The sequence below is a fragment of the Hymenobacter citatus genome (genome assembly GCF_014333615.1).
Taxonomy (GTDB): Bacteria; Bacteroidota; Bacteroidia; order Cytophagales; family Hymenobacteraceae; genus Hymenobacter; species Hymenobacter citatus.
On the sequence record NZ_JACSCY010000010.1, the window covers coordinates 108,086 to 132,861 of the forward strand.

Here is a 24,776-nt window from a genome sequence, read left to right on the forward strand (position 1 = left end):
CAAGCCTGAAGCAGGCCTGCGCCCCTACTTGTTTGGGCCACCCAAAACCCCGTAGCTTGCACGCTATGACCAACCCGCGTGTGCTGATGCTACCTAAGTGGTACCCGCACCGCTACGACGACCAGGAGGGTGACTTCGTGGCGCGGCACGTAGCGGCCATTGCGCCTCACGCGCAAGTGGCAGTGGTGTTTGCCACCGTAGCGCGGGGCCCGCTTCCTACCCTTATTGTATGCGAGGCCGACCACAGCACCGGGTTTCCAACGTGGCGCTACTACTACCGCGCTCGGCCAATCGGATTTGCCCCCTTGGATAAGCCACTGAAACTGTTGCTCTACTATTGGTGCGCGGGCCAGGGCTACCGACAGGCCCTACGGCATTGGGGGGCTCCACCCCAGCTTACGCACGTGCATGTGCTGCTGCGCACGGGCCTGCTGGCGTGGTGGTGGCGGCTGCGCTACGGCATTCCCTACCTCCTCACCGAGCACTGGACGCTCTACCTGCCCGCCCGCGCCCGGCAACTAAGCTGGGTACGACGCTGGCTCACGCGCCGGGTGGTAGCCGGCACGGCCGCCCTGCATACAGTCTCCGACAACCTCCGGCAGGCCATGCGGACGTTGGGCATGTATAACCAACAAACCGTAGTGATTCCGAACGTGGTGGATACCGCGTTGTTTCATCCCGCCACAGCGGTAGACCCCAACCGGTCCCTGCTGCACGTGGCGGCTTTCAATGAAGCAGCCAAAAACCTGACGGGCATTCTGCGCGTGGTGCAGCGCCTGCGCCTTGAGCGCCCTACCCTCACACTACGCATTGCGGGCTACGGCCCCGATGAAGCCGCCGTGCGACAAGCTGCCGCCAAGTTGGGTTTACTGGATGGTGCCGTACAGTTTCTGGGCAAGCTGCCCCCTGCGGCCGTGGCCCAGGAAATGCGCCAGGCGGCGGCTTTGGTGCTGTTTAGCAACTACGAAAACCTACCCTGCGTGCTGGTAGAGGCCCAGGCCAGCGGCCTACCTGCCGTGGCTACGCGGGTAGGAGGTGTGCCAGAACTGCTGCCGCCCGATGGCCGGTATGGGCGGCTGCTCCCGCCCGGCGATGAAGACGCCCTAACCGAGGCGCTACGCGCCATCCTACAGCCAACCACAGCATTTGACACGGATAGTATGCGCGCGCACGCCGTGGCGCGGTTTAGCTATATGGCAGTGGGTCAGCAATTTGCTGATCTATACAACGAGCTGCTAGGCCTAACGCCCCCTACCCCATGATCCGGCGTATCCTCTATCATTTTCTGACGCGCTTGCTCACGGCCCTGCTCAGCTTTGCGGTGGTGTGGCTAACGGCGCACTACCTGGGCGCAGCCGGGCGCGGCAGTGTGAGCCTGTTTGTGACGGATTGCGCAGTGGTGCTGTTGTTGACCGGTCTACTGGGCGGCTCATCGTTGATTTACCTCTCGCCGCGGTATAGCAGCTGGCAGCTGTTGGTGCCGGCGTATGGCTGGGCCTTGCTGGTATGCACCACAGGCACAGCAGTAATAGGGCTGCTACGAACCGTGCCCCCCGGCTATTTGCTGCATGTATGGTTAGTAACGGTGTGCCAAGCGTTGCTGTCTGTTAACACTGCGTTGCTGCTGGGACGCAAGCGCGAAACCGCGTACAATTTGCTGACCGTTGCCCAGGTGCTGTTGCTGGCGGGAGGGCTTTTGGTGGCTTTCCTGAGCTATTGGGAACGCACGGTAGCCGCGTATTACTACGCCGCCTACGCCGCCTACGGCCTCCCGCTCCTGCTCAGCCTGGGCGCGCTCTGGCAACTGCCCGACCGATGGCGTACCGGGCAGCCGCTCCGCTTGGTAGCGCGGGAGCTGGCCTACCATAGCCGGAGTGCCCACTTCTCCAACATCCTAACGTTCATCAACTACCGCCTATCCTATTACTTCGTGGCGCACTACGTCGATGTACGGGCGCTGGGCGTGTTGAGCGTGGGGGTGTCGCTGGCCGAAGCCCTGTGGCTGATTCCGCGCAGCACGGCCCTGATTCAATACGTCGACCTGATACATGCCGCTGATAAACAGGCGCAGCTAGCCCCTACCCTGCGCACTACCCGCCTCACGCTGCTGGCAACCGGCGTGGGTTTGGTGGTCCTGTGCGCACTGCCGGGCGCGGTACTTGCCCGTGTGTTTGGTCCCGAGTTTGGGGCCACGCGGGCCGTGCTTTGGTGGTTGCTACCGGGGATACTGGCTGTGGCTCTCAATATTATGTGCAGCACGTATTTCAGCGGACTGGAGTGCTACCGCATCAACAACGTGGCTGCTGGCCTGGGCGTGGCGGTCACGCTGCCGGCCTGCGCCTACCTCATTCCGCGCTACGGCATCAGCGGCGCTGCGCTGGCGATGTCGCTTTCCTACGCTACCGCCACCGTATACCTGCTCCGGCACTTTCTGCGCGATACGGGCACCCGCCTGCCCGACCTGCTACCAGGACCAGCCGATATTGCTTACGGGCGGGCATTGGCCCGCAAGTGGCTGTTGCTGCCGAGTGTGGCGGCAACTCCCGCCGAACGCTCCGACGCTAGCTGATCGGCACTTTGCGCAGAATGGCTTCGATGAAATCCTGGGTGCGGATGCCGTCGGCTTCGGCTTCGTAGTTGAGTAAGATGCGGTGGTTGAGCACGTCGGTGGCCACGTCTTTGATGTCTTCGGGCAGCACGTAGTCGCGCTCGTTGAGGAAGGCCACGGCCTTGGCGGCGCGGTGCAGGGCAATGCTAGCGCGGGGGCTCACGCCAAACTGCACGTATTGGGCATACTCGGCCAGGTCGTACTCGGCGGGCTTGCGGGTGGCAAATACCAGCTCAATGATGTACTTCTCCAGCGTCTCAGAAATCTGCACCTGGTTGATGAGCGCCCGAATGGCGAAGATATCCTCCTTGCTCAGCACCGGCCGCACGGCCTCCACGTAGCTCATGTTGGCCATCCGGCGCATCACCTCCAGCTCGTCGGCTTTCTTGAGGTAGTCGACGTACACTTTCAGCATGAAGCGGTCGAGCTGGGCCTCGGGTAGCGGATAGGTACCTTCCTGTTCCACTGGGTTTTGCGTGGCCAACACCAGAAAGGGCAGGTCGATGGGGTAGGTGGTTTCGCCGATGGTCACCTGCTTTTCCTGCATGGCTTCGAGCAGGGCACTCTGCACCTTGGCGGGCGAGCGGTTCACCTCGTCGGCCAGCACTAGGTTGGCGAAAATCGGCCCCTTCTTCACCTCAAACTCCGACTGATTCTGATTGTAAATCATGGTGCCGACGAGGTCAGACGGCAGCAAGTCGGGCGTGAATTGCACGCGCTGGAAGTGCAAATGCAGTACTTTGGATAGCGTACTGATGGTGAGCGTCTTGGCCAAACCCGGCACGCCTTCCAGCAGAATATGGCCGCCGGTAAACAGACCAATCAGCAGCCGGTTGACCATGTACTGCTGGCCTACCACCACGTTGCCTACTTCGGCAAAAACCTGTTGAATTTTCTGGCGGTAGTATTCAGGATCGGGGGTAGACATAGGCGGCGAGGGGTAGGAACAAGAAGGCGCGAAAGATACGGCAGCAGAACGTGTAACGCAGAAAGTTGCGCTATTGCTGGTAGAGACACAATATTTTGTGTCTCATCGTTGAACGACTGGCGGCCGCATCGTTCAAACTTCAGCAACGAGAAGAGCCGCGCCAGCTCAATCAACATCAGCAACGATGAGACACAAAATATTGTGTCTCTACTGTCTTGCTAACGGCGAAGCACCCTTCTGCAAAATATACTCGCTGTGCAGCAGATAGGCCCCGTCTACCACTACCTCCTCCCCGGCCGTCAGGTGTGAAAGAATCTCGACCTGCCCGCCGGCCTGCTTCCCCAGTTCCACTTCGCGGTTCTCGTAACTGCCGTTGGGAAGGCGCACCCACAGGCTGCTGCCGGCTTGCTCCTGCAACACGGCAGCCATAGGCACGCGTAGTGCGCCTGCCGCCGTTGGAGCCTGGGGCGAGGTAGGGGCCATGCGCACCACGGCCTGTAAGCCTGGCGTGTAGGCGCGTTGCGGGTTGGGTAAGGCCACGCGCACCAAAGTCACTTTGCTATCGGCCAGCTCAGGATTCACGAAGCTGATGCGCCCCGCCACCTCCCTACCCGGCAACGACGGAAACGTGACCGTAACCGGCTGCCCGGCGCGCACGGCGGCATCGGTGGCGTAGAGCTGGGCTTCCACCCACACCGTGCTCAGGTCGACGAGGGAGAAGACGGGTGTGCCTTCCTGCACGTAATCGCCCTCTCGCAGGGCTACTTCCTGCACCACGCCGCTTGTTGAACTGAAGTAGGGCACAGGGTTTAGCGGCTTGCCGGCTCGCAGGAGCTGCCGCAATTGCGCCGCCGTGAACCCCCAGAGCTGCAACCGGTTGCGGGCAGCGGCTACCAGCGGAGCGTAGTCGATGTTGTCGGCGCCGGATAGCTCGCGCTGTTGGGCGCTGGCGAGCAGAAAATCCAGTTGCGCCTTCTGCAATTCTTCGCTGTAGAGCGCAAACAGCGGCGCGCCGGCGCGCACGGTTTCGCCGGGGTTGCGCACGTAGAGCCGCTCGATGCGGCCAGGCACGCGGGCGCTTACTTGGGTCAGGTTTTCGGGGTTGGGCACCACACGGCCCGTAAGCGTGAGGCCCGTGCCAGTTGCCGCCGTGGCCGTAGGCTGTTCGCCTACCTTTCTCACCTTGATACCGCCCAGGCGCACCTGCTGGGCGCTGAGCCGGATGGTATGCGCCGTGGTAGTGGCCGATTGGTGCTGCACCTTGATGAGGTCCATGCCGCAGATGGGACAGTCGCCGGGCTCGTCCTCGTGGATTTGCGGGTGCATGGAGCAGGTGTAGTATTGCTCCGCCGTGGCGGCCAGCGCTGGGTTGGGCGTGGGGTCGGCTTCGGGCACCGTGGCCGAATCGGCCTCTGGCGTGGCTTGGCGGCAGGCCACGAAGAATAGCAGTAGGAGCAGCGTGTATTTCATGTTTTTCTCGCAGAATGGGTGTCGTTGTCTGCTAGGTCGTCTGCCGGTCCGACGCCGTAGGCGTCCGACCGGTCATCGTTGCGGGCGCCTGCATTCATTGGTAGACGTCAGCACGAAGCTCGTTCAACGACGACCGGTCGGACGCCTACGGCGTCGGACCGGCAGACGACTATTTACAGAACTGGTTCAATAAAACTTTCACTATCTGTTAGATACTGCGCGTTGGCGGCTATCTGATCCTGGGCAGTCAGGCCGCGCGTGATTTGCACCTGGTTGCCAGCGCGGGCACCCGTTACCACCGCCACGGGCTGTAGCTGATGGTCCTGTTGCCGGAAAACGACTTGCCGGGTGCCCAGGTCGAGGACGGCCGCGGTGGGCACCCACAGGCCCCTAGCCTGCGTGGCGGGTTGAATTCGGCCCGTTACAAGCTGCCCGATTTTGAGTTGCTGCCCGCTGTTTGATAGGTAGACGCGGGCCGTGGCCGTAGGCGCGCTACTGGTGATGAGTGGCTCTACCAGCGCTACCTTGCCCCGGCGCGGCGCGGCTTGGGGCGCATCACTCAGCGTAATTTCCACGGCCTGGCCGGGTTGCACCCGGGCCAGGTCGGCGGCGTATACTTGCAGCAAGGCCCACACCGTAGCGGTGTTGATGAGCTGCAACACGGGCTGGCCGGGTTGCACGTAGTCACCCTCTCGGATGGCTAGCGGACCGGCTTGCTCCAAGGCGTTGTTAGCTTCAGTTTCTGGCCCTACCTCTGTTGCATAGCCATCAGCCGGGCTATACACGCTGATGCGCAACTGCGGCCGGCCGCTTTTCTCGATGGCCTGCACCTGCGCCGTCGTCAGGCCCAACAGCTCCAGCTTGCGCCGCGACGATGCTAGCAGCGTTTGGTCAATGGGCTTGTTTTTCAAGATGAAAAGCAAATTTTGCTGCTCCGTGAGTAGCTCGGGGCTGTAGATATCATAGAGCTTTTGACCTTTTTTAATGGGCTGAAAGCGGTAGCGCACGTACAGCCGCTCGATGCGCCCCCCTACCCTGGCCGCCACCCGCTCGAACTGGCGCGGGTCGTAGCTGATGACGCCGGGGGCGGTGATAGTCGTGGCTTCGGCGCTGGTTGTTGGGTGCACCAGTTGCACATCGGCGGGTAGGGCGGCGCTGCCGGCGGGAGTGGGTAGGGCGCTGGTGTCGGCATCGACGGCCGGGCCGGTAGTTTTCTTCACCAGGAACATGCCGCACACCGGGCACTTGCCGGGGCTGTCCTGCACTACTTCGGGGTGCATAGGGCAGGTGTAGTATTCTTCGGCTGTGGCGTGGGTGTGCTTGGCCTGCTGTTTGGTGGAGCACCCGGCGGCCATCCAAAATAGGCCTGCCAGAAGCACCAGCAGATACAAACGCACCTGCCATCTTTTCTTCTTATTCATATACAAACCGCTGACGGCTTTTGTCTTACCTCTTTACTTCCTACTGCTCCTGCTCGCGCTCAAACTCCACCTGTAGCTGCAACAATTGCTGCTCCTGATCCACGGCAGCGAGGCGGGTGTTGCGCAGAGTTTCCCAGGCTTGCAGCACCGCCGAGAAGGTTTCGGTGTTTTGCTCATAGGCGAGCAGGGTAGCACGGTAGCTTTTGAGCACGGCCGGCAGCACGTTTTGCTGGTAGAGTAGGACCTGCTCGTACTGGGCGCGGCGACGGGCATTCAGAGCTTCCACCTTGCCGGCAGCTTGGTTGAGCAAATCGGCACGCTGCTCGCGCAGGGCTTGATTCTCCAATTGCATACCCGCCACGTTGGCCTTATACTGCCGAGAAGCCCACGGCACAAACGGCACCGACATAGTACCCAGCACCGTGTATTGGTTCGGCATACTACCCAAGCCCTGCATGTGCTGGGCCTGCACGCTGAACTCGGGCCGGGCGGCGGTGCGCTCCAACTGCTGCTGCAACTGGTTGCGCACCAGCGACTGATCCAAGGCCCGCACGTCGCTACGGGCCTGGGACAGCTCGGTGGTATCGAGGCTGCGGTCGAGGGCGCGCAGGTGGTAGGTGGTGTCGATGTAGAATAAGGTTTGCGGATCGCGTACCAGCAGGGTGTTCAGGTTGGCGCGGCGCTCCTTTAGCTGACCTTCCAGCTCCATTTCCTCCACGTGGTGCAACTGTATGGCCGCTTGGGCGCGGTAGGCGTCGCTGAGCTTTTCGCCACCGTATTTGTAGCGTAGTTCGATACTGCGAAGGGCAAACTCCATCAGGCGCTCGGTCTTTTCTAGTACGTGCAGCTTCTTTTGCAGCATCAGCCAGTCGTAGTAGTTCTGCTTCACGTCGGCACGAAGCTGGTTGCGGGTGTAGGCGCGGGTTTCGCGTTCCACGTTGGCCTGGCTGCGCAGGTAACTTTCGTTGGCGCGCTGGCGGGCACGGTTCGGGAGGCCTTGCTCGGCCATCACCATCACCGAGCCCCCCGACTGCATGCCCATATCTTCACCGCGGCGGTTGGCACTATACGGCACCATGAAAGGGCCGGCTCCTACCCTGGGCGCCGTCCACACCCGGGCGCCGGCGGCATAAGCATCGGCAGCTTTAGCCTGGGCATCGTACTGCTTCAGGCGCGGATGCACACGCTCTACCCGCGCCAGCAGGGTATCCAACGGCAACGTCTCCGGCAGTTGGGCCTGGGTGGCGAGGGGTAAGAAGAGGAAGAAAAGCAAGAGGCGTTTCATGGTATCAACTGTATGATGTCATGCAGAAAAAGGGCGTCATGCTGAGCGCAGCGGAGTCGAAGCATCTCGCGTGCTGATGTCAGCTACTAACAGGTAGGAATTAGCGGGAGCACGCGAGATGCTTCGACTGCGCTGCGCTCAGCATGACGTTCTTATTCTCTTTATCTTTAATGCCGGGCCACCGGAATTTCCATCTGGCCGTGTTTGCGCAGCTCGTATTCCTTGGTCATCTCAAACACTACCGGCGTGACCAGCAGAATATGAATCGACGACGTGAATACGCCACCAATCAGCGGGAGCACAATGGGTAGCATCACATCGGACCCTACCCCCGTGGACCACAGCACCGGCACCAGCCCGAACAAGGACACTGACACGGTCATGATTTTGGGGCGCAGGCGCTGGGCGGCGCCTTCCATCACGGCCGCCCGAATGTCGGCGGGCGTGATAGTATCGCGGGAGTTGCCTTTGCGGGCCACCAGCTTCTGCATAGCTTCGTTGAGGTAAATCACCATCAGAATGCTGGTTTCCACGGCCAACCCGAACAGCGCAATAAAGCCCACTGCCACCGCTACCGACAGGTTCACGCCATAGAAATACACGATGAACACGCCGCCAATCAGCGCAAACGGCACTGTGACCAGGTTGAAAAAGGCTTCTTTCAGCGAGCCGAAAGTGAAGTAGAGTACCCCAAAAATGATGACCAGCACCAACGGCAGGATAAATTTGAGCGTCTGGGTGGCGCGGAGCTGGTTTTCGTACTGTCCGCTCCAATCGAGGAAGTAGCCTTTGGGTAGCTTGCCCATCATGGTTTCCAGGCGCTGCCGGGCTTCGGCCACGGTGCCGCCCAGGTCCCGGTCGCGCACGTTGAACAGCACCGTGCCGCGCAGCAGGGCGTTTTCGGAGTTGATCATAGGCGGGCCTTCCGCAATCCGGATATCGGCCACCGCCGACAGCGGGATGGGGCCGCTGGTCGTCTGCACTTGCAGGCGCTGCAAGGCAGGTAGGCTGTTGCGGAAGTCCTGGGCAAAGCGGGCATTCACGCTGAAGCGCTGCCTACCCTCAATGGTGGTGGTCAACTCCATGCCACCCAAGGCCGATTCCACCAGCAGGTTCACATCGTCTACACTTAATCCATAGCGCCCAATTTCGTCTCGCTTCACTTTGATATCAAGATACTTGCCGCCCGTAATGGGTTCCACATACAAGTCCTTCACGCCGTCGATACCCGCCAAGTGCTGCCGAATTTGGGTGGAAAGCCGGTAGATGGAATCCAGGTTTTGGCCGTACACTTTCACGCCTACATCCGTGCGGATGCCGGTAGAGAGCATGTTGATGCGGTTGATAATAGGCTGCGTCCAGCCGTTCACCACGCCCGGAATCTGGAGCTTCTGGTTCAACTCGTCCACAATTTTGGCCTTGGTCATGCCGGCGCGCCACTCGTCGCGGGGCTTCAGCAGGATAATGGTTTCAATCATCGACAGCGGCGAATTGTCGGTGGCCGTGTTGGCCCTACCCGCCTTGCCCAGCACGTGCGCCACCTCCGGCGTTTGCTTGATGATGCGGTCCTGCACCTGCAAAATGCGCTTCACCTCCTGGTTCGATACATCAGGCAGGGTCACGGGCATGAACAGGATGCTACCCTCATCAAGCGGCGGCATGAACTCGGTGCCCAAGCTCAGGAGCATCGGAATGCTGATGAGTAGGGCCACGAGGTTGAGGCCCAACGTGGTTTTGCGCCAGCGCAGGCACCACGCCAACACGGGTGCATACACGCGCTCCAACACTCGTCCTACCGGGTTGCTACCCTCCGGTTTCAGCTTGCCTTTCAGTAGGAAGCTCACCAGCACCGGCCCTACCGTAATGGCCACAAAGGCATCGACCAGCAGGATAAAGGTCTTGGTCCAAGCCAGCGGCGCGAACAGCTTGCCCTCCTGCCCCGTGAGCAAAAACACCGGCAGAAACGACACCACGATGATAATGGACGAGTAGAACACGCCCGGCCCTACCTGCTGGCAGGCCCGCTCAATAATTCGGTTACGTTCTTCGCTGGTCATGTGTCAACGATTACCCCACCCCCTAGCCCCCTCCCCTCCGGGAGAGGGGGGACTAATACTAGATTAACTAGCTCTAGTTTTTGAAGGCTTTTAGGCAGTAAAATCAGGTTCTTTGGAATTAGAAATTAAAAGCTAGTTCCCCCTCTCCCGGAGGGGAGGGGGCTAGGGGGTGGGGTTCTGCGCCTCCGATAAATGCCGGTAGGCATTTTCCACCACCACAATGCCGTCGTCCACAATCACCCCAATGGCCAGGGCTATACCGGTGAGCGACATGATATTGGACGACACGCCAAACGCCTCCAGCAGAATGAAGGCAATGGCAATGGACAGTGGCACTTGAATGAGGATAATGAGCGCACTGCGGGCATGGAAGAGAAACAGCAGCACGATGAGGGACACCGTCACCATCTCCTCCACCAGCGTGCCGCGCACCGAGGCAATGGCCCGCTCGATGAGCGTGCTCCGGTCGTAGGCAATGTCGAATTTCACGCCCGGCGGCAAGCCGCGTTCCACCTCCTGCATCTTGGCTTTCACGGCGTTGATGACGTTGTCGGCGTTTTCGCCGTAGCGCATCACCACAATGCCGCCTACGGCTTCACCTTCGCCATTCACGTCGAAAATACCCAAGCGCAGGTCGCCACCCATTTGCACGGTGGCCACGTCCTTGATGCGGATGGGGGTAGACTGGTAGGTGCCCACGGGCATGTTCTCCACGTCCTGGATATTCTCGATGTAGCCCAGTCCGCGCACAATGTAGCCCATGTCGCTCATCTCAAACTTGCGCCCGCCCACATCGTTGTTGTTGGCGCGCACGGCCCGCAGCACGTCGGGCAGCGGGATGCGGTAGTAGTTGAGCTTGGTGGGGTCGAGGGTGATTTGGTACTGCTTCTGAAAGCCGCCAAATGAGGCCACTTCGCTCACGCCGGGCACGGTTTGTAGGGCGAACTTCACGTACCAATCCTGCAAGGCGCGTTGCTCACCCAGGTCCATACCCTTCGCTTTTAGGGTGTACCAGAGCACGTGCCCTACTCCCGTCCCGTCGGGGCCGAGGGTGGGCGTGATGCCCTGGGGCAGCAAGCGTTGAGCGTAGTTGAGGCGCTCCAGCACCCGCGAGCGGGCCCAGTACAGATCCACATCGTCCTCAAAAATCAGGTACACAAAGCTCATCCCGAACATTGATGCGCCCCGGATATTCCGCACCTTCGGAATCCCCTGTAGGTTCGATACCAGCGGGTAGGTCACTTGGTCTTCCAGCACCTGGGGGCTGCGCCCGCTCCACTCCGTGAACACAATCACCTGGTTTTCGGAGAGGTCCGGAATGGCGTCGATGGGGTTGCGGCGCAGGGCGTACACGCCCCACCCAAACAGCCCGGCCGCCAGCAGCAGCACCAGCACCCGGTTGCGCAACGATAAGGAGATGAGCTTCTCTACCATGTTGTAAGCGGTTGGCTGATAGCGGTTAGCTATTAGCTTTTTGTTGAACAGAAGCCAATAGCTAGCAGCCATCAGCCAGTAACTACTTTATTGTTTCACTAAGGCCATACCGCACTTGGGGCAGTCGCCGGGTTTTTCGCTGGTCACTTCGGGGTGCATGGGGCACACATAGGTTCCGGCGGTGGCGGGGGTAGCCGTGGTATCGGTTGTAGTGGTTTCCATGTTGTCGCCAGGGCCTTCGGCGCCTACCGTTACAGGCTTGTTGTCGGCACCGCAGCTGCTCACGAGGAATAGGCCAGCAGCCATAAAAGAAAGGAATGCAGATTTCATCATTGTAAGTGAAAAAGGTTGAAAATGAATGAGAAACGTATAAAGAAGCACGAAAGGAAGCTACCTGGCAGCTGCTTGCTACGACGCATTAGCGCGCAAAAACGCGCTGCCGCCGTGGGCATAGCAGAGCTAGACCCACGGCGGCAGCGCGTGCGAAATCGACTTTAAATAGTCAGGGAATGGGTGAAGACCCGGATATCCGGAATCTTCGGCTTCAGGTGGCGCCGGGGCACCAGGGCTACCGGCCGGGCTTGTTCCCAGCGCACGTAACGCGCAAACTCAAAGTTGAAGGTAGGCGGCAAGGCCAACCACAGCGGGGCTCCTACCCCAACATCGTGGCTAGGCGGACCGGCCAACGCCGCAAAGAAGGTCTTTACCGGCGTCTCGCAATCCGACTTGTCGGTGCTGCCAGACGGATGGCTTGCCTTGCCCATGCCCTCGCACTGCTTGCCGGCCATCTTGGTGCAGCACGTCATCTTGGGTGCTTTCACCTCACTGCTCACCGGGCCGCAGAAGCACCGCCCCGCGAACATGCTGAGGAAGGCTACCAGGAAAGTAGCTGCCGTCAGACGTCGCGCAAGGGCAGAAAGTCGGAACATAAGGTATGCGGGGTAGTGCCCGGTACTCAACCGCAAAGATAAGCAAGCAGTTCCGGTTGTGCAGGTATGGAATCGTGCTGGCATGGTACAGCTCTTTGGCTACATCCAGCCCCGTAGCGTTTCCGGCAACCGGTAGCGCCTCTTTTTTGTTGAGCAGGTACAACCCTCATGAGGCTTTGCCTGCGGTCCTCTCCGCCAGCCTCCTTTTCCTTCCGAATTATGACAGCCGATACTTCTTCCGTTGCTTTTTCCGTGCTGGACCTGGCGCCCATCCTTGCTGGCAGCACCCCTACCGATACCTTCCGCAATAGCCTGCACCTGGCCCAGCAGGTAGAGACCATGGGCTACACGCGCTACTGGCTTTCCGAGCACCACAATATGGTGAGCGTGGCCAGCTCAGCCCCACCTATTCTAATTGGCCACATTGCCGGGGGCACTACCTCGTTGCGGGTAGGCTCGGGCGGCATTATGCTACCCAACCACGCGCCGCTGGTAGTGGCCGAGCAAATGGGCACGCTGGCCTCGCTCTACCCCGGCCGCATTGATCTGGGCCTGGGCCGCGCCCCCGGCACCGACCAACGCACGGCCCAAGCCATTCGGGGCAGCCGTTTTGGGGCCTCGCAGGACTTTCCACGCGATATTCAGCAGTTGCAGACCTATTTCTCTGCTTCCAACAGTTCTAGTCCCGTACGCGCCATGCCAGGCGAAGGCCTCGACATCCCAATCTACATCCTGGGTTCCAGCACCGATAGCGCCTACCTGGCAGCAGAGTTGGGCCTACCCTACGCCTTCGCTAGCCACTTCGCACCGGCACAGTTGCTACCCGCTCTAGAAATCTACCGGCAGCAGTTCCGCCCTTCTGCCGCGCTGGCCTCACCTTACGTTATTGCCTGCGTAAACGTAGTAGCAGCCGACACCGATGATCAGGCGCAATGGCTGTCTACTTCTCTGCAACGATTCATGTTGAGCGTAGTAGCCGGCCACCCTGCTCCATTACAGCCGCCCGTGAAAAACATGCAGCCCTTCTGGTCGCCGGCCCAGCAGCATATGGTCGAGCAGATGTTGGCCTATTCCTTCATTGGCAGCAAAGCTACGCTACAAGCAGAGCTCCAAGCATTCGTTGACCGCACGCAAGTCAACGAGCTGATGGCCGTCTCCAATATCTTCGACCACGAAGCACGCGTGTATTCCTACCAGTTGCTTGCCGATACGCTTCGGGTAGTAAATCGCCAGCCGCTTGATGCAGTAGTAGGTTAGAAACAGCAGCAGAAGCGACACAAAAAAGCCCTTTCATTTTACAATGAAAGGGCTTTTTATTAGTACCAGAGACGGGACTCGAACCCGTACGTCCGTGAAGACAAGGGATTTTAAGTCCCTCGTGGCTACCATTACACCACTCTGGCTCAAGTAGTTACACCTACCAGCAGCAATTATTTACTACGTGCAAACAAAAAAGACGCTGCTGGTAAAGCAACGTCTTTTTTGTTTGGAGCGGGAGACGAGGTTCGAACTCGCGACCTCGACCTTGGCAAGGTCGCGCTCTACCAACTGAGCTACTCTCGCTTTTAGTCTCGACACCGTTACCGGCGTTTTGATGTGACAAAGGTAGTAGAAGAATTTCTGAAGTCAAGTGCTAGCCGTAAAAAAGCCTTCTATTCCACTGCAAAAAAGCTGTTTTCAGCTGATTTTCAAGCAGAAAAATTTCAATAAAAATGGAAAGATTTAGGTACCTCCATCTTCTGGTTGCTCAAGTACCTGCATATCTTCTAAACATATTTTTATTGCTATATATACAATTTACCCTTCCTGTATTATCCAAATGTGTTGGCGCTTAGGGTAGATAGACTACCTTTTGCGGTATTACTATTTTATTATAAATCAGTATATTTATCATACCACCTTATCTTTCTTTCCGTACTTTTCCTCTTTCTCATCTCTATTTGTGAGTTCTTCGTCTATCCGGTTTTATGCGTCTTGGACCGATGCTGCCTTATTGGAAGCAGTAGCGCTAGACAACCGAGGAGCTTTTGCTGAAGTGTATGAACGGTACTGGTACCGGGTGTTTGCATTAGCCTACCGTAAGCTAAAATCGAGGGAAACAGCGGAGGAGTTAGTACAGGAGTTATTTGCCGCGCTCTGGCACAAGCGGACTGAACAGACAATTGCACAATTAGACCACTACTTGCTGGCAGCCATCAACCATCGGGTACTAAGCTACATTCGTGCTTACCGAGTCCGAACGCATTACGCTACTTACTGCCATACCGTACAAATAGAGACAACGCACGAAACGGAAGAATCGCTGGATGCCAGTGATTTGTCGGCTGCGCTTCTACGGAGTGTGGAGCTTCTGCCTGAGAAGTCGAAGGAGGTGTTTCGGCTGAGTCGCCTGGAACATCAGTCCGTGGAGGAAATCGCAACACATTTGGGCGTCACATCGAAAACAGTTGAGTATCACCTCACTAAATCGTTGAAGTTGTTGCGTCTGTACTTACGAGAGTTTATGGTTATGCTGGCGCCCTTCCTGCTTTTTATCCGCTGAGAGCATCTATGTAGGCAAGCACCGGCACTTAGGGCAATAGCGTATCAAAAAAAAGTTTGTCTATCCTTTAGGGGTAGGGCCGAGGTAGGCGTCTTCCTTTTTAGACGCCTACCTCGGCCCTACCCCTATGACTGAAGCTGAATTTGAAGATCTGCTCCAACGCTACCTCGACGGCACCAGCCAGCCCGGCGAACGGGAGCTGATAGAGCAGTGGAGCAATCAACTTGGGGAGCCAGAGAACTTCGTTCTACCACCCACTGAACGGGAGCAAGTGCGTGCGGCTATGTGGCGTCAGATTGAGCATCTCACGCAGGGCCGCTCCGGTAATGGGCCCACTGATCATACGCTTACTGGTAAAGAACTTCACCATTCCACCTCTTTTTGGCGCATGCCGGTGGTACGTTGGCTGGCAGCAGCATTACTCATCCTTGGGGTAGCGTTGGCAGTAGTGTTACCCCAAACATGGAAATCGACCCTTGCGCCGAGTACGATGGCCGTAGAGTGGACGCAGCACCACAACAAGGGAAAAAAGACCGAATTGCTTACCCTATCAGATGGCAGTCGCGTTACGCTATTCCCAGGTAGCAGCTTACACTATAGGCCAGGCTTGATAGGTTCGCGTCGGGAAGTTCGATTGCAGGGGGAGGCTTTCTTTCAGGTTGCTAAAAATCCCGATCGGCCCTTTTTAGTATACACCGATCAGCTTGTGACGACTGTGCTGGGTACCAGCTTTCGGGTGAAAGCCTACGCAGGACGCAAAAATGAGGTAGCCGTGCAAGAAGGCCGGGTGTCTGTGCAACTACGCCGCGGGGCCGACCTAAGTGCTACCCCAGTACAACCAGCTACTGAGGGTGTTATACTGCTGCCCAACCAACAGGTAATGTACTCGGCCCTGACGCCACGTCCATTGCGCAAACAGCTAGTACAGAACCCCGTCGTCTTGGTTCCACAGACCTTTACTTTCGATAAACAGCCTGTCAGCAAAGTATTACAGGCCTTGGAGAAAGCATACGGAGTCGAGCTTGTGTATGACGAGGCCAAAGTAGCTAACTGCACCATCACCATTACTTTCTACCAAGAATCCGAATCGCTCTACGATCGACTGGATGTGCTGAGTAAAGCGCTCGGTGCTAGCTATTCGCTTGCTGATAACGCTCGAATTCTATTCCACAGTGATGGCTGTACGCCTTAAGCTTTTGACATAACCCGCTAATGGCACTTTGCTTTTCATACTTCTCTTTTTCAACTAGTTACTGCTTTACCAACCTGTCAAGCAGCATAATAGCGCGCCCATTTCTACAACCACTACAATAAACTTTTTTTTACCTCTCCACCGCAATCGTTTTCTGTCTATGAAAAACCGCTTACCTCTTTCGAAGCGTTTTGGATATCCCCTCCGGATACTAGCGATTCAATCTGCTTTAGCCTTGCCACTGACTACCATGGCCATTGCCCGTCCAGCCGTGGCGCAGCAAGTGCTCTTAGAGCGCCATGTTTCATTTCAAGTGGAATCGCAAACGATTGAATCGGTGCTGAAACAGCTTGAAAAGCAACTGGACGTGCACTTCGTCTACAGCCCGCAGCTTATCGGCTCTAGCCGGCGGGTAACCCTGCGGGTGACAGACGAGCCATTAGAGAAGGTCCTGAACGAGTTGCTTGCTCCGCGCAAGGCACAGTTTGAGGTGCGCAAAGGCCGCGTGATTCTAAGCCAGGCACCACTTGAGACTAGCGCCAGCGCCGCCGACGTACCTGTATCAGGCCGCGTAACGCAGCCCAATGGCCAGGGCCTACCCGGCGTGACGGTGGTAGTGAAAGGAACCACCACTGGCACCACCACCGATGCCGACGGCAACTTTTCGCTGACGGTGCCGCAGGGTAGCGTGCTCACCTTTAGCTTTATCGGCTACAATCCGCAGGATGTGACGGTGCAGGAAGCTACCACCACACTGCGCGTTTCTTTGCAGGAAAACAGCCAGTCGCTCGATAACGTGGTGGTAGTAGGCTACGGCACGCTCGATAAGAAAGAGGTAACCAGCACTATCACCCACATCGATAGCAAGGAGCTGCTGACAGTGGCCGCCATCAACCCGCTGACGGCGTTGCAAGGCAAGGTAGCGGGTCTGACCATTGCTAACACCTCGGCCGCCGACCCGAACTCACAGCCCAGTGTGCAGTTGCGCGGTGTATCGTCGCGTAATGCTGGCTTAGGTCCGCTCATTGTGATTAACGGCGTGCCGGGCGGCAACCTGGAAAACATCAACCAAAACGACATCGAATCCATTGATGTACTGAAGGGCGGTGCTGCATCTGCTATTTACGGTACGCGGGGTAGCAACGGCGTGATTGTGGTGACCACGAAGAAAGGAACCAGGGAGAATCAGCTGTTCTACAACGCCTACACCACATTCGATTACGCCACCTTACAGCCTAAAGTACTTTCTCCCGAGGAGTTCTTGGCGCAGGAACGTGGTACGGATTACGGCAGCCAAACGAACTGGCTAAACGAAATTTCCCGTAATCATGCTTTTTCGCACAAGCATACCCTCACCGCTTCGGGTGGCTCAGAAAATAGCAACTACCGGGCTACACTCGATTATCGTGATGCCAAAGGTATTGATGTGCGCTCAGGCAGGAAGGAATACGGCGCGCGCATTTCTTTGAACCACAATGCACCCAGTAAGCTCTACTCCCTAGGTCTGAACTTTGCGCCTCGCTACATTAACTCCCGCAATGCTGATTACGCTAGCTTTGAACAATCGCTGACACTGAACCCTACCATTCCGGTGCGGAACCCTGATGATCCGACGCGGTACTATAATATTCAAAGTGGATTTGATGGTCGCTTCAACCCAGCAGAGCGCCTGCAAACGGAGCTGAGTGGTACAGAAGGCAAAATCCTGAACTACGACGCTACGTTCAGGCTAAATATTCTGCCTACCCTGAACACGCAGGTAACGTACGGCCGATTCACTACTGACTATTTCGACTTCTTCTTCCGGCCTTCTACTTCCACGTTTGCGCTGCAAAACGAAGGGGGTATGAACTCTGCCAACCGCAACTACAACCGTAGCGACCAGCAAAGCTTGGAGTGGACTGGAAATTATGCGCTCAACGTCGGAGAACATTCGTTGCAGGCTCTGGCAGGCTACTCCTATCAGTACTTTTCGTCAGAAGGCAACTCCATCTACAATCGTGATTTTCCATCGGACGCTTTCACGTATAATAATATTGGCACCGGCCTGTACGGTCAAGTAGCTGGACGCAACGATGCTGGCAGCTATAAAAACGACTCCAAGCTGATTGCCTTTTTCGGCCGCGTCAACTATTCATTTAAAGACAAATACCTCTTCTCAGCTAGCTTGCGCCACGAGGGCTCAACAAGGTTTGGCACCAGTAACAAGTGGGGTAATTTCCCGGCTGTATCGGTGGGCTGGCGCATTGGGGAAGAATCTTTTCTGGATGGCCAAGAGTGGATCAATGATCTGAAGCTGCGAGCTGACTATGGCGTGACGGGCAACCAGGACTTTGGCAACTACCTGTCGCTGAATACCTACACCGGTTTTGGATATTATCTGTTAAACGGCACGTACTACCAAGTATACGGACCCAACCAAAACCTTAACGCTAATCTCCGCTGGGAGGAAGCACAAAGCTTCAACGTTGGGGTAGACTTTGCCTTGTTTAACAGCAAGCTGACCGGTAGCGTCAACTACTATTCCCGTCGCAACAAAGACCTGTTGGGTAGCTATACCGTACCAATTCCGCCCAATACGCAGACCAGCACGTACGCCAACGTAGGAACCCTGGATAACTCGGGTGTGGAAGTGCAGCTAAATGCGCCCATCATTAGCAAGCCAAACTTTCAGTATGACATCTCCTTTGCCGGGGCTACCAACGGCAACCAGTTTGTTTCTTTCTCGAATAACAACTACCAAGGCCAAACCTATATTGACGTAGTGGGCCTACCCTCTCCTGGCTCACCCGGTAACGCGCAACGTTTGCAGGAAGGGCAACGCATTGGTACGTTCTACATGCTAAAGTCAGCCGGCGTAGATGAACAGGGGCGCTTGCTGGTATATTCCAAAGATGGCAACATCATTCCGGGCAACCAAGCAAGCCTAGACGACCGGCAAGTGGTAGGCAACGGTCTACCTAAGTACACGCTGAGCCTGGGCAACCGGTTCACTTACAAGAATTTCGACGCTTCTATTTTCATCCGAAGCGTGCTAGGCTTTGATGCCTTCAATACTCGGGCGTTTTACATAGGCACGCCAGCCACGCAGTCCAACGCCAACGTGCTAACGTCTGCTTACGGGGACAGTAAGTATGCCAAGCTCACTAACCCAGCAACCACAAGTGTGCTCTCAGACTACTTTTTAGAAAAGGGCGACTTTGTGAAGCTGGACAACGTGAGTATAGGATACACCTTTCAATTCACCTCCAAATATGCCCGCTCGTTGCGCCTGTACGCGGCAGCCAAAAACATTGTAACTATAACAGGCTACACCGGCGGCGACCCCGACATTTTGCCCATCAATGGGCTGTATCCGGGCATCAACAGTACTCGCCAGTATTATCCTGCTACTACGCAGGTTCTATTCGGCCTTCAGTTCGGTCTATAAACGCCTCTTTCTGCCTCCTATGAAATACTTTAAAACATACGCCGGCCTTTCGGCGGCAGTAGTACTTGCTGGGTTTAGTGGCTGCACGAACCTGGATGAAACGCTGTACGACCGTATTACGGCCGACAACTTTCTGCAAACTAAAGACGACGTGTACCGTGATTTCTTGCGTACATTCGAGCACGGGTACAACACCATACAAGATGCACCCTACCAGTTACAGGAATTAAGCGCTGACCAACTCATGACTCCTAACCGGGAGGGTGACTGGTTTGACGGCGGGCAGTATGCAAGAGCCCACTACCACACCTGGACAATTCAGGAGGGGTACATTAACGGCACCTGGACGCTCCTTAGCCAAGGCAATGTGCTGGCAACAAACTCCCTGGAAGACATCCAGGCCCTCGACCCCGCCCGGTTTAACATGACCGTGGAGGAGCAAAAGCAGCTTATTGCGGAGTTGCGCGTGATGCGGGCCTGGTACCATCTGCGACTGCTGGATCTGTTTCGCAATATCCAGATTGTGACGAAGGTGAAGGGGGAAACAGCAAGTCCGCCCCAATCGACCCCCCAGGAGGCTTTCAGCTTTATTGAAAAAGAGTTGAAGGAGGCACTACCAGATCTATTAGCGAAAGGCGACCAAGGTACCGCGCAGTTTCAGGGCCGCTGGAGCAAGGCGGGCGCGGCCGCCCTACTAGCTCGCCTCTACCTGAATGCCAAAGTGTACATCGACCAGGACCACTACACTGATTGCGCGACCCTGTGTCAGGACATTATCAGTGGCAAGTACGGCCCGTATGCCATCGAGAGCCGCTGGGACGCGCCGTTCGACTGGAACAACGACCAGTCATCGGAGACTATTTTTGCTTTCCCTGGCTCATTCGGCCGCTCGCACTGGCAATATACAGGCGGCATGTACTTCTGGGCACTCCCCTACAACGTTCCCGTCAACTACTTTAAGTTCACCGATTTTGGTGGGGGTAACCCGCGCTACGCACTGCAACCGGGCCACGATGTAGAAAATAAGGAATATGCCTTTGTGCAGGGGAAGCCATTCGTAAAGTTTCAGAAGTATGCCGATGACGTACGTCTGAAAAACTACCAAAACCTGGGCAATAGCACTCGCGAGGGTATGTTTTTGAAAGGTTACCTGCTGTATAACGACGGCAAGGACACCATCAAAAGTACCCGCGGCTACACACTGTACTTACGCGACCAGGTGGGCCTGTTCAAATACACAAAACCTGGTCAGGTGCCAGCCAATAAGGTGTCGGACATGAACAATGCTGACCAGAACTCAGGCATCTTCATGGTGAAGTATCCTTTTTACCCCTCTTCTGACCCGCACAAAATTGAGTCGGACTATGCCGAGATACGCTTAGCAGAAATCTACTACATGCTGGCCGAATGTAGATTCCGGGCAGGTAATCCCACGGCAGCAGCTGAACTGCTGAACACCGTGCGGCGCCGGAACTACCCTGCTGGCTCATCTAGCCTGTACGGTGCAGGTGGAGCGGTGCTTACGGAACAAGAGTTGCTGGACGAGTGGGGCCGCGAATTCATCGGGGAAGGCCGCCGGCGCACTGACCTGATTCGCTTTGGCAAGTTTAATAGTGGTACATGGTGGGATAAGTCGCCGGACGCCGACGACCATACCAAGATTTACCCTATCCCGCTGAATGCGATAAATGTATCGCCGCAACTTAAGCAGAACCCTGGATATTAGATTTCCTTGCTAGCTAAGTAGCCTACCTCCTCAGCGGGTAGCAAGCAAAAGCCCCTCGTACTACCCATAGTACGAGGGGCTTTTTGTGTACGGCCGATTGGTTACTTGCTACCTGCCGCCAGCTTCAGCTCATTCAGCTTCAGCAGCGCTTCAATGGGCGTGAGGGTATTCACGTCCAGCTTCTCCAGCAGCTCGCGCACGCGCTCCAGGGCCGGGTCGGCGGGCTCGAACATGCTGAGCTGCAGGCTGGGACGCGGGGCGTTGTGCACGGACGCGGCGGGCTGGGCCTTGGGGGCGCGGCGGCCCGTTTCGGGGGTAGGCGGCTCGATATCCAGGCCGGCCAGCACCTCGTCGAACTCGGTAGGGGCGTCGGGTTCCAGGCCAGTGCCGGCGCGTTCCTGCTCCAGATGGTGCATGATTTCGTTGGCGCGCAGCACTACGGCTGTGGGCATACCGGCCATGCGGGCCACGTGGATGCCGAAGCTGTGCTCGGAACCGCCTTCCTGGAGCTTGCGCAGGAACAGAATGCGGCCGTCGGCTTCCTTTACGGCCACGTTGTAGTTGCGCACGCGGGGGCAGTCGTCGGCCAGCTGGTTCAGCTCGTGGTAGTGGGTGGCAAACAGCGTTTTAGCCCGTGCCTTGGGTGAGTTGTGCAGGTGCTCCACAATGGCCCAGGCAATGCTGATGCCGTCGTATGTGCTGGTGCCGCGCCCGATTTCGTCCATCAGCACCAGGCTGCGGTCCGATAAGTTATTGAGAATAGACGCCGTTTCGGTCATTTCCACCATAAAGGTACTTTCGCCCTTGCTCAGGTTGTCGGAAGCCCCTACCCGCGTGAAAATCTTATCGATGATACCCACGGTAGCTGCATCGGCGGGCACGAAGGAGCCGATTTGCGCCAGTAGCACAATGAGGGCCGTTTGGCGCAGCAGGGCCGATTTGCCGGCCATGTTGGGGCCGGTGATGACTACAATCTGCTGGTCGTCCTGGTCGAGGCAGATATCGTTGGGGATGTAGGCTTCGCCTACCGGCAGCTGGCGCTCAATCACGGGGTGGCGGCCGGCGCGGATGTCGAGCACAGTGCCATCGTTCACCACGGGCTTCACGTAGCGGTGCTGGCGGGCCGTGTTGGCGAAGGAAGACAGGCAGTCGGTGACGCCAATAGCGCGAGCATTTTGCTGAATTTGGGACACCGACTCGGCCGCTGATAGCACTAGGTCATTGTAGAGCTGCATTTCTAGGGAAAACAGCTTTTCCTCGGCGTTCAGAATGGTTTCCTCGTAGGTTTTCAGCTCCTCCGTAATATAGCGCTCGGCATTCACCAGAGTTTGCTTGCGAATCCACTCCGTGGGCACCTTGCTTTTGTGCGCGTTCGAGACTTCGAGGTAGTAGCCAAACACCTTGTTATACGCCACTTTCAGCGACGAAATACCGGTGTTGCGCTGCTCGCGCTGCTGAATATTCAGCAACTCATCCTTGCCCGAAAACGCAATGCGGCGGAGGCGGTCCAGCTCGGGGTCTACCCCGTCGTTCAGCACGTTGCCCTGGTTGATGAGCAAGGGCGCATCGACTTTGATTTTGGCCTTGATTTCGTCGCGCAACGCCGCGCAGGGGTTCAGTTGGTCAGCCAGTTTTTGCAGGGCGCGCAGCTCCGAGGCCGCCAGCAGCTCCCGTATCGGCTCGATGGCCTCCAAGGCGCGGGCCAGCTGCACCAACTCGCGCGGGTTGATGCGGCGCACGGCCACCTTGGAAATCAGGCGCTCCAGGTCGTTGATCTGGCGCAGGTATTGGTCCAGCTCGGCCAGCAGCTCGGGGTTTTGCAGCAAGCCATCCACGGTATCGAGGCGGCGCTGGATTTGGGCGGGCTCCTTCAGGGGTAGGACCACCCATTTGCGCAGCAGGCGGGCGCCCATGGGCGTCACGGTTTGGTCGAGGATGTCGATGAGGGGCACGCCGCCGGGGTGCTGGGCGTGCACCAGCTCTAGGTTGCGCACCGTGAAACGGTCGAGCCACACGTATTTGTCCTCCTCCAGGCGCCCGATGCTGCCGATGTGGCCGATGTCGGTGTGCTTGGTTTCGGCGAGGTAGTGCAGGATGCAGCCCGCCGCCGTAATGCCTTCCTTCAGATTATCAATACCATAGCCCTTGAGCGAAGTGGTGTTGAAGTGGCGCGTGAGCGTGTCGTGGGCGTAGTCGAAGCCGAACACCCACTCATCCAGGGCGAAATGGCAGTAGTCGGGGCCGAAGTTTTCCTCGAACTCGCGGCGGCTGCGCTTGCAGAATAGCACCTCGGCGGGCGTGAAGTTTTGCAGCAGCTTACCCAGGTAGGCCGCATCGCCCTGGGCCACCAGAAACTCACCGGTGCTCACGTCCAGGAAGCTGATGCCGGCTTCCTGCTTCCCGAAATGAATGGCACAGAGGTAGTTGTTGCGGCGGCGCTCCAGCACGTTGTCGTGCAGGCTCACGCCGGGCGTGACCACCTCCGTGATGCCACGCTTGACGAGGCCCTTGGCCTGTTTGGGGTCTTCGAGCTGGTCGCAGATGGCCACGCGCTGGCCGGCGCGCACCAGCTTAGGCAGGTAGGTATCGAGGGAATGGTGCGGAAAGCCCGCCAGCGGCACTTCCGAGGGCGTGCCGGCTCCGCGCTTGGTGAGCACAATGTCCAGGATGCGAGAGGCATTCACGGCATCTTCGCCGAAGGTTTCATAGAAGTCGCCTACCCGGAAGAGAATTAGGGCGCCGGGGTGCTGCTGCTTCAGCTGGTAATACTGCTTCATCAGCGGCGTATCGGCTACGGGCGCGGGCCCAAGGGAACCGTGCGTGCGAACAGGCTTTTTGGTGGAGTCGGCGGATTTCGTTTTCACGGGTGTGCGGGGTAGTACGAGGGTAATATGAGCGCAAAGGGTAGGGCAATCAGAACGTCATGCTGAGCGCAGCGGAGCGAAGTCGAAGCATCTCGCGTGCTGATGTTATCCAACTACCTCAACAATGCGAGCGAGATGCTTCGACTTCGCTCCGCTGCGCTCAGCATGATGGGTATTTTGTTAATAACTCAGCAAACACCCGCCAGCCGGCGGCGTGTTCCTACCTTTGCTAAATGCGCAAACTTTCGATGGAAGAGCTGAACCGCCTAACGGTGGCAGACTTCAAAAATACGCAAAAATTCCCCCTCGTCCTGGTGCTCGACAACGTGCGCAGCCTGCACAACGTAGGGGCGGCCTTCCGCACGGCCGATGCCTTTGCGGTGGAAAAAATCTGGCTGTGCGGCATCACGGGCCGCCCGCCTCAGCGCGAAATCACCAAAACGGCGCTGGGCTCCACCGAGTCGGTGGCGTGGGAATATGCGCCTACCACCGTGGCCGCCATAGAGCAGCTGAAGGCCGCTGGCTACCAGGTAGTAGCCGTGGAGCAAACCACCGCAAGCCAGCCCCTACCCGACTTCCAGCCTACCCCAGGCCAGAGCTATGCCCTCGTGATGGGCAACGAGGTATTTGGAGTAGAAGACGAGGTACTAGCCCTCTGCGATGCGGCCGTGGAAATTCCGCAGTTCGGCACCAAACATTCCCTGAACGTGAGTGTGGCTGCCGGCGTAGTGCTGTGGGATTTTATCTCGAAGATGGGAAGTAATGAGATTGTGACGTTTTGAATCGAAAAGTGTGGGTCCTCCTGAGCATTCCGCGCATCAAGCAGCGACGAAGGATGACAGACTTTAGGTCACCACAAACAGCAGCGGCTGCCCCAATCGGAGCAGCCG

At 57.5% G+C, this 24,776-nt stretch carries 17 protein-coding genes and 2 tRNA genes; 8 read left to right on the forward strand and 11 right to left on the reverse strand.

Annotation, left to right across the window (positions count from 1 at the left end; all coding sequences use genetic code 11):
* The first annotated feature begins 65 nt into the window (after positions 1 to 65).
* Together H8B15_RS13475 and H8B15_RS13480 are read left to right on the forward strand one after the other, a co-directional pair.
* Positions 66 to 1,262, forward strand: coding sequence for a glycosyltransferase (locus H8B15_RS13475; protein ID WP_187320213.1), 1,197 nt, complete (start codon positions 66 to 68; stop codon positions 1,260 to 1,262).
* Positions 1,259 to 2,569 carry a lipopolysaccharide biosynthesis protein gene (locus H8B15_RS13480; protein ID WP_187320214.1) on the forward strand — a complete coding sequence of 437 codons (1,311 nt, stop codon included), beginning with the start codon at positions 1,259 to 1,261 and terminating at the stop codon, positions 2,567 to 2,569. The genes H8B15_RS13475 and H8B15_RS13480 overlap by 4 nt, the downstream gene beginning before the upstream one ends.
* Here the strand turns inward: H8B15_RS13480 and H8B15_RS13485 are convergent.
* The 8 genes from H8B15_RS13485 to H8B15_RS13520 all read right to left on the reverse strand — a co-directional run bounded on the left by H8B15_RS13485 (position 2,562) and on the right by H8B15_RS13520 (position 12,132).
* The gene (locus tag H8B15_RS13485; RefSeq protein WP_187320215.1) at positions 2,562 to 3,536 is read right to left on the reverse strand and encodes an AAA family ATPase; all 975 of its coding nucleotides are present in this window, start codon (positions 3,534 to 3,536) and stop codon (positions 2,562 to 2,564) included. The genes H8B15_RS13480 and H8B15_RS13485 overlap by 8 nt on opposite strands.
* A gap of 207 nt (positions 3,537 to 3,743) precedes the next feature.
* Positions 3,744 to 5,006 (reverse strand): efflux RND transporter periplasmic adaptor subunit, encoded by a 1,263-nt coding sequence (locus tag H8B15_RS13490; protein ID WP_187320216.1) that lies wholly within the window; start codon positions 5,004 to 5,006, stop codon positions 3,744 to 3,746.
* A 173-nt stretch (positions 5,007 to 5,179) separates the two neighbouring features.
* Complete coding sequence (locus H8B15_RS13495; protein ID WP_187320217.1) at positions 5,180 to 6,427, reverse strand: heavy metal-binding domain-containing protein; 1,248 nt, start codon at positions 6,425 to 6,427, stop codon at positions 5,180 to 5,182.
* Between the two features lie 40 nt (positions 6,428 to 6,467).
* Complete coding sequence (locus H8B15_RS13500; protein WP_187320218.1) at positions 6,468 to 7,712, reverse strand: TolC family protein; 1,245 nt, start codon at positions 7,710 to 7,712, stop codon at positions 6,468 to 6,470.
* Between the two features lie 167 nt (positions 7,713 to 7,879).
* Positions 7,880 to 9,769: an efflux RND transporter permease subunit gene (locus tag H8B15_RS13505; protein ID WP_187320219.1), complete on the reverse strand. Its 1,890-nt coding sequence runs from the start codon at positions 9,767 to 9,769 to the stop codon at positions 7,880 to 7,882.
* Positions 9,770 to 9,931: 162 nt separating this feature from the next.
* Positions 9,932 to 11,203 carry an efflux RND transporter permease subunit gene (locus H8B15_RS13510; protein WP_187320249.1) on the reverse strand — a complete coding sequence of 424 codons (1,272 nt, stop codon included), beginning with the start codon at positions 11,201 to 11,203 and terminating at the stop codon, positions 9,932 to 9,934.
* 87 nt (positions 11,204 to 11,290) lie between these two features.
* Complete coding sequence (locus H8B15_RS13515) at positions 11,291 to 11,509, reverse strand: heavy metal-binding domain-containing protein (protein ID WP_187320252.1); 219 nt, start codon at positions 11,507 to 11,509, stop codon at positions 11,291 to 11,293.
* Between the two features lie 188 nt (positions 11,510 to 11,697).
* Complete coding sequence (locus H8B15_RS13520) at positions 11,698 to 12,132, reverse strand: hypothetical protein (RefSeq protein ID WP_187320220.1); 435 nt, start codon at positions 12,130 to 12,132, stop codon at positions 11,698 to 11,700.
* Positions 12,133 to 12,351: 219 nt separating this feature from the next.
* Between H8B15_RS13520 and H8B15_RS13525 the strand changes: the two genes are divergently transcribed.
* The gene (locus H8B15_RS13525) at positions 12,352 to 13,389 is read left to right on the forward strand and encodes an LLM class flavin-dependent oxidoreductase (RefSeq protein WP_187320221.1); all 1,038 of its coding nucleotides are present in this window, start codon (positions 12,352 to 12,354) and stop codon (positions 13,387 to 13,389) included.
* Positions 13,390 to 13,452: 63 nt separating this feature from the next.
* On the opposite strand, the gene H8B15_RS13530 is transcribed toward H8B15_RS13525, so the two are convergent.
* Positions 13,453 to 13,535 (reverse strand) — tRNA-Leu (locus H8B15_RS13530).
* 84 nt (positions 13,536 to 13,619) lie between these two features.
* Positions 13,620 to 13,695: transfer RNA gene (locus H8B15_RS13535), tRNA-Gly, on the reverse strand.
* Positions 13,696 to 14,074: 379 nt separating this feature from the next.
* Here H8B15_RS13535 and H8B15_RS13540 point away from each other — a divergent pair.
* From H8B15_RS13540 to H8B15_RS13555, 4 genes are all read left to right on the forward strand, one after another.
* Entirely contained in the window at positions 14,075 to 14,674 is a 600-nt protein-coding gene (locus tag H8B15_RS13540) for an RNA polymerase sigma-70 factor (protein WP_187320222.1), read from the forward strand.
* Between the two features lie 127 nt (positions 14,675 to 14,801).
* Entirely contained in the window at positions 14,802 to 15,866 is a 1,065-nt protein-coding gene (locus tag H8B15_RS13545; protein ID WP_187320223.1) for a FecR family protein, read from the forward strand.
* Positions 15,867 to 16,116: 250 nt separating this feature from the next.
* On the forward strand, positions 16,117 to 19,296 hold the full coding sequence (locus tag H8B15_RS13550) for a SusC/RagA family TonB-linked outer membrane protein (protein WP_187320224.1): 3,180 nt from the start codon (positions 16,117 to 16,119) through the stop codon (positions 19,294 to 19,296).
* 19 nt (positions 19,297 to 19,315) lie between these two features.
* On the forward strand, positions 19,316 to 21,022 hold the full coding sequence (locus H8B15_RS13555) for a RagB/SusD family nutrient uptake outer membrane protein (RefSeq protein WP_187320225.1): 1,707 nt from the start codon (positions 19,316 to 19,318) through the stop codon (positions 21,020 to 21,022).
* 101 nt (positions 21,023 to 21,123) lie between these two features.
* Here H8B15_RS13555 and mutS read toward each other — a convergent pair whose 3' ends face one another.
* The gene (mutS, locus tag H8B15_RS13560; protein WP_187320250.1) at positions 21,124 to 23,799 is read right to left on the reverse strand and encodes a DNA mismatch repair protein MutS; all 2,676 of its coding nucleotides are present in this window, start codon (positions 23,797 to 23,799) and stop codon (positions 21,124 to 21,126) included.
* A gap of 320 nt (positions 23,800 to 24,119) precedes the next feature.
* Between mutS and H8B15_RS13565 the strand changes: the two genes are divergently transcribed.
* Entirely contained in the window at positions 24,120 to 24,668 is a 549-nt protein-coding gene (locus H8B15_RS13565) for an RNA methyltransferase (RefSeq protein ID WP_187320226.1), read from the forward strand.
* Positions 24,669 to 24,776 lie beyond the last annotated feature (108 nt).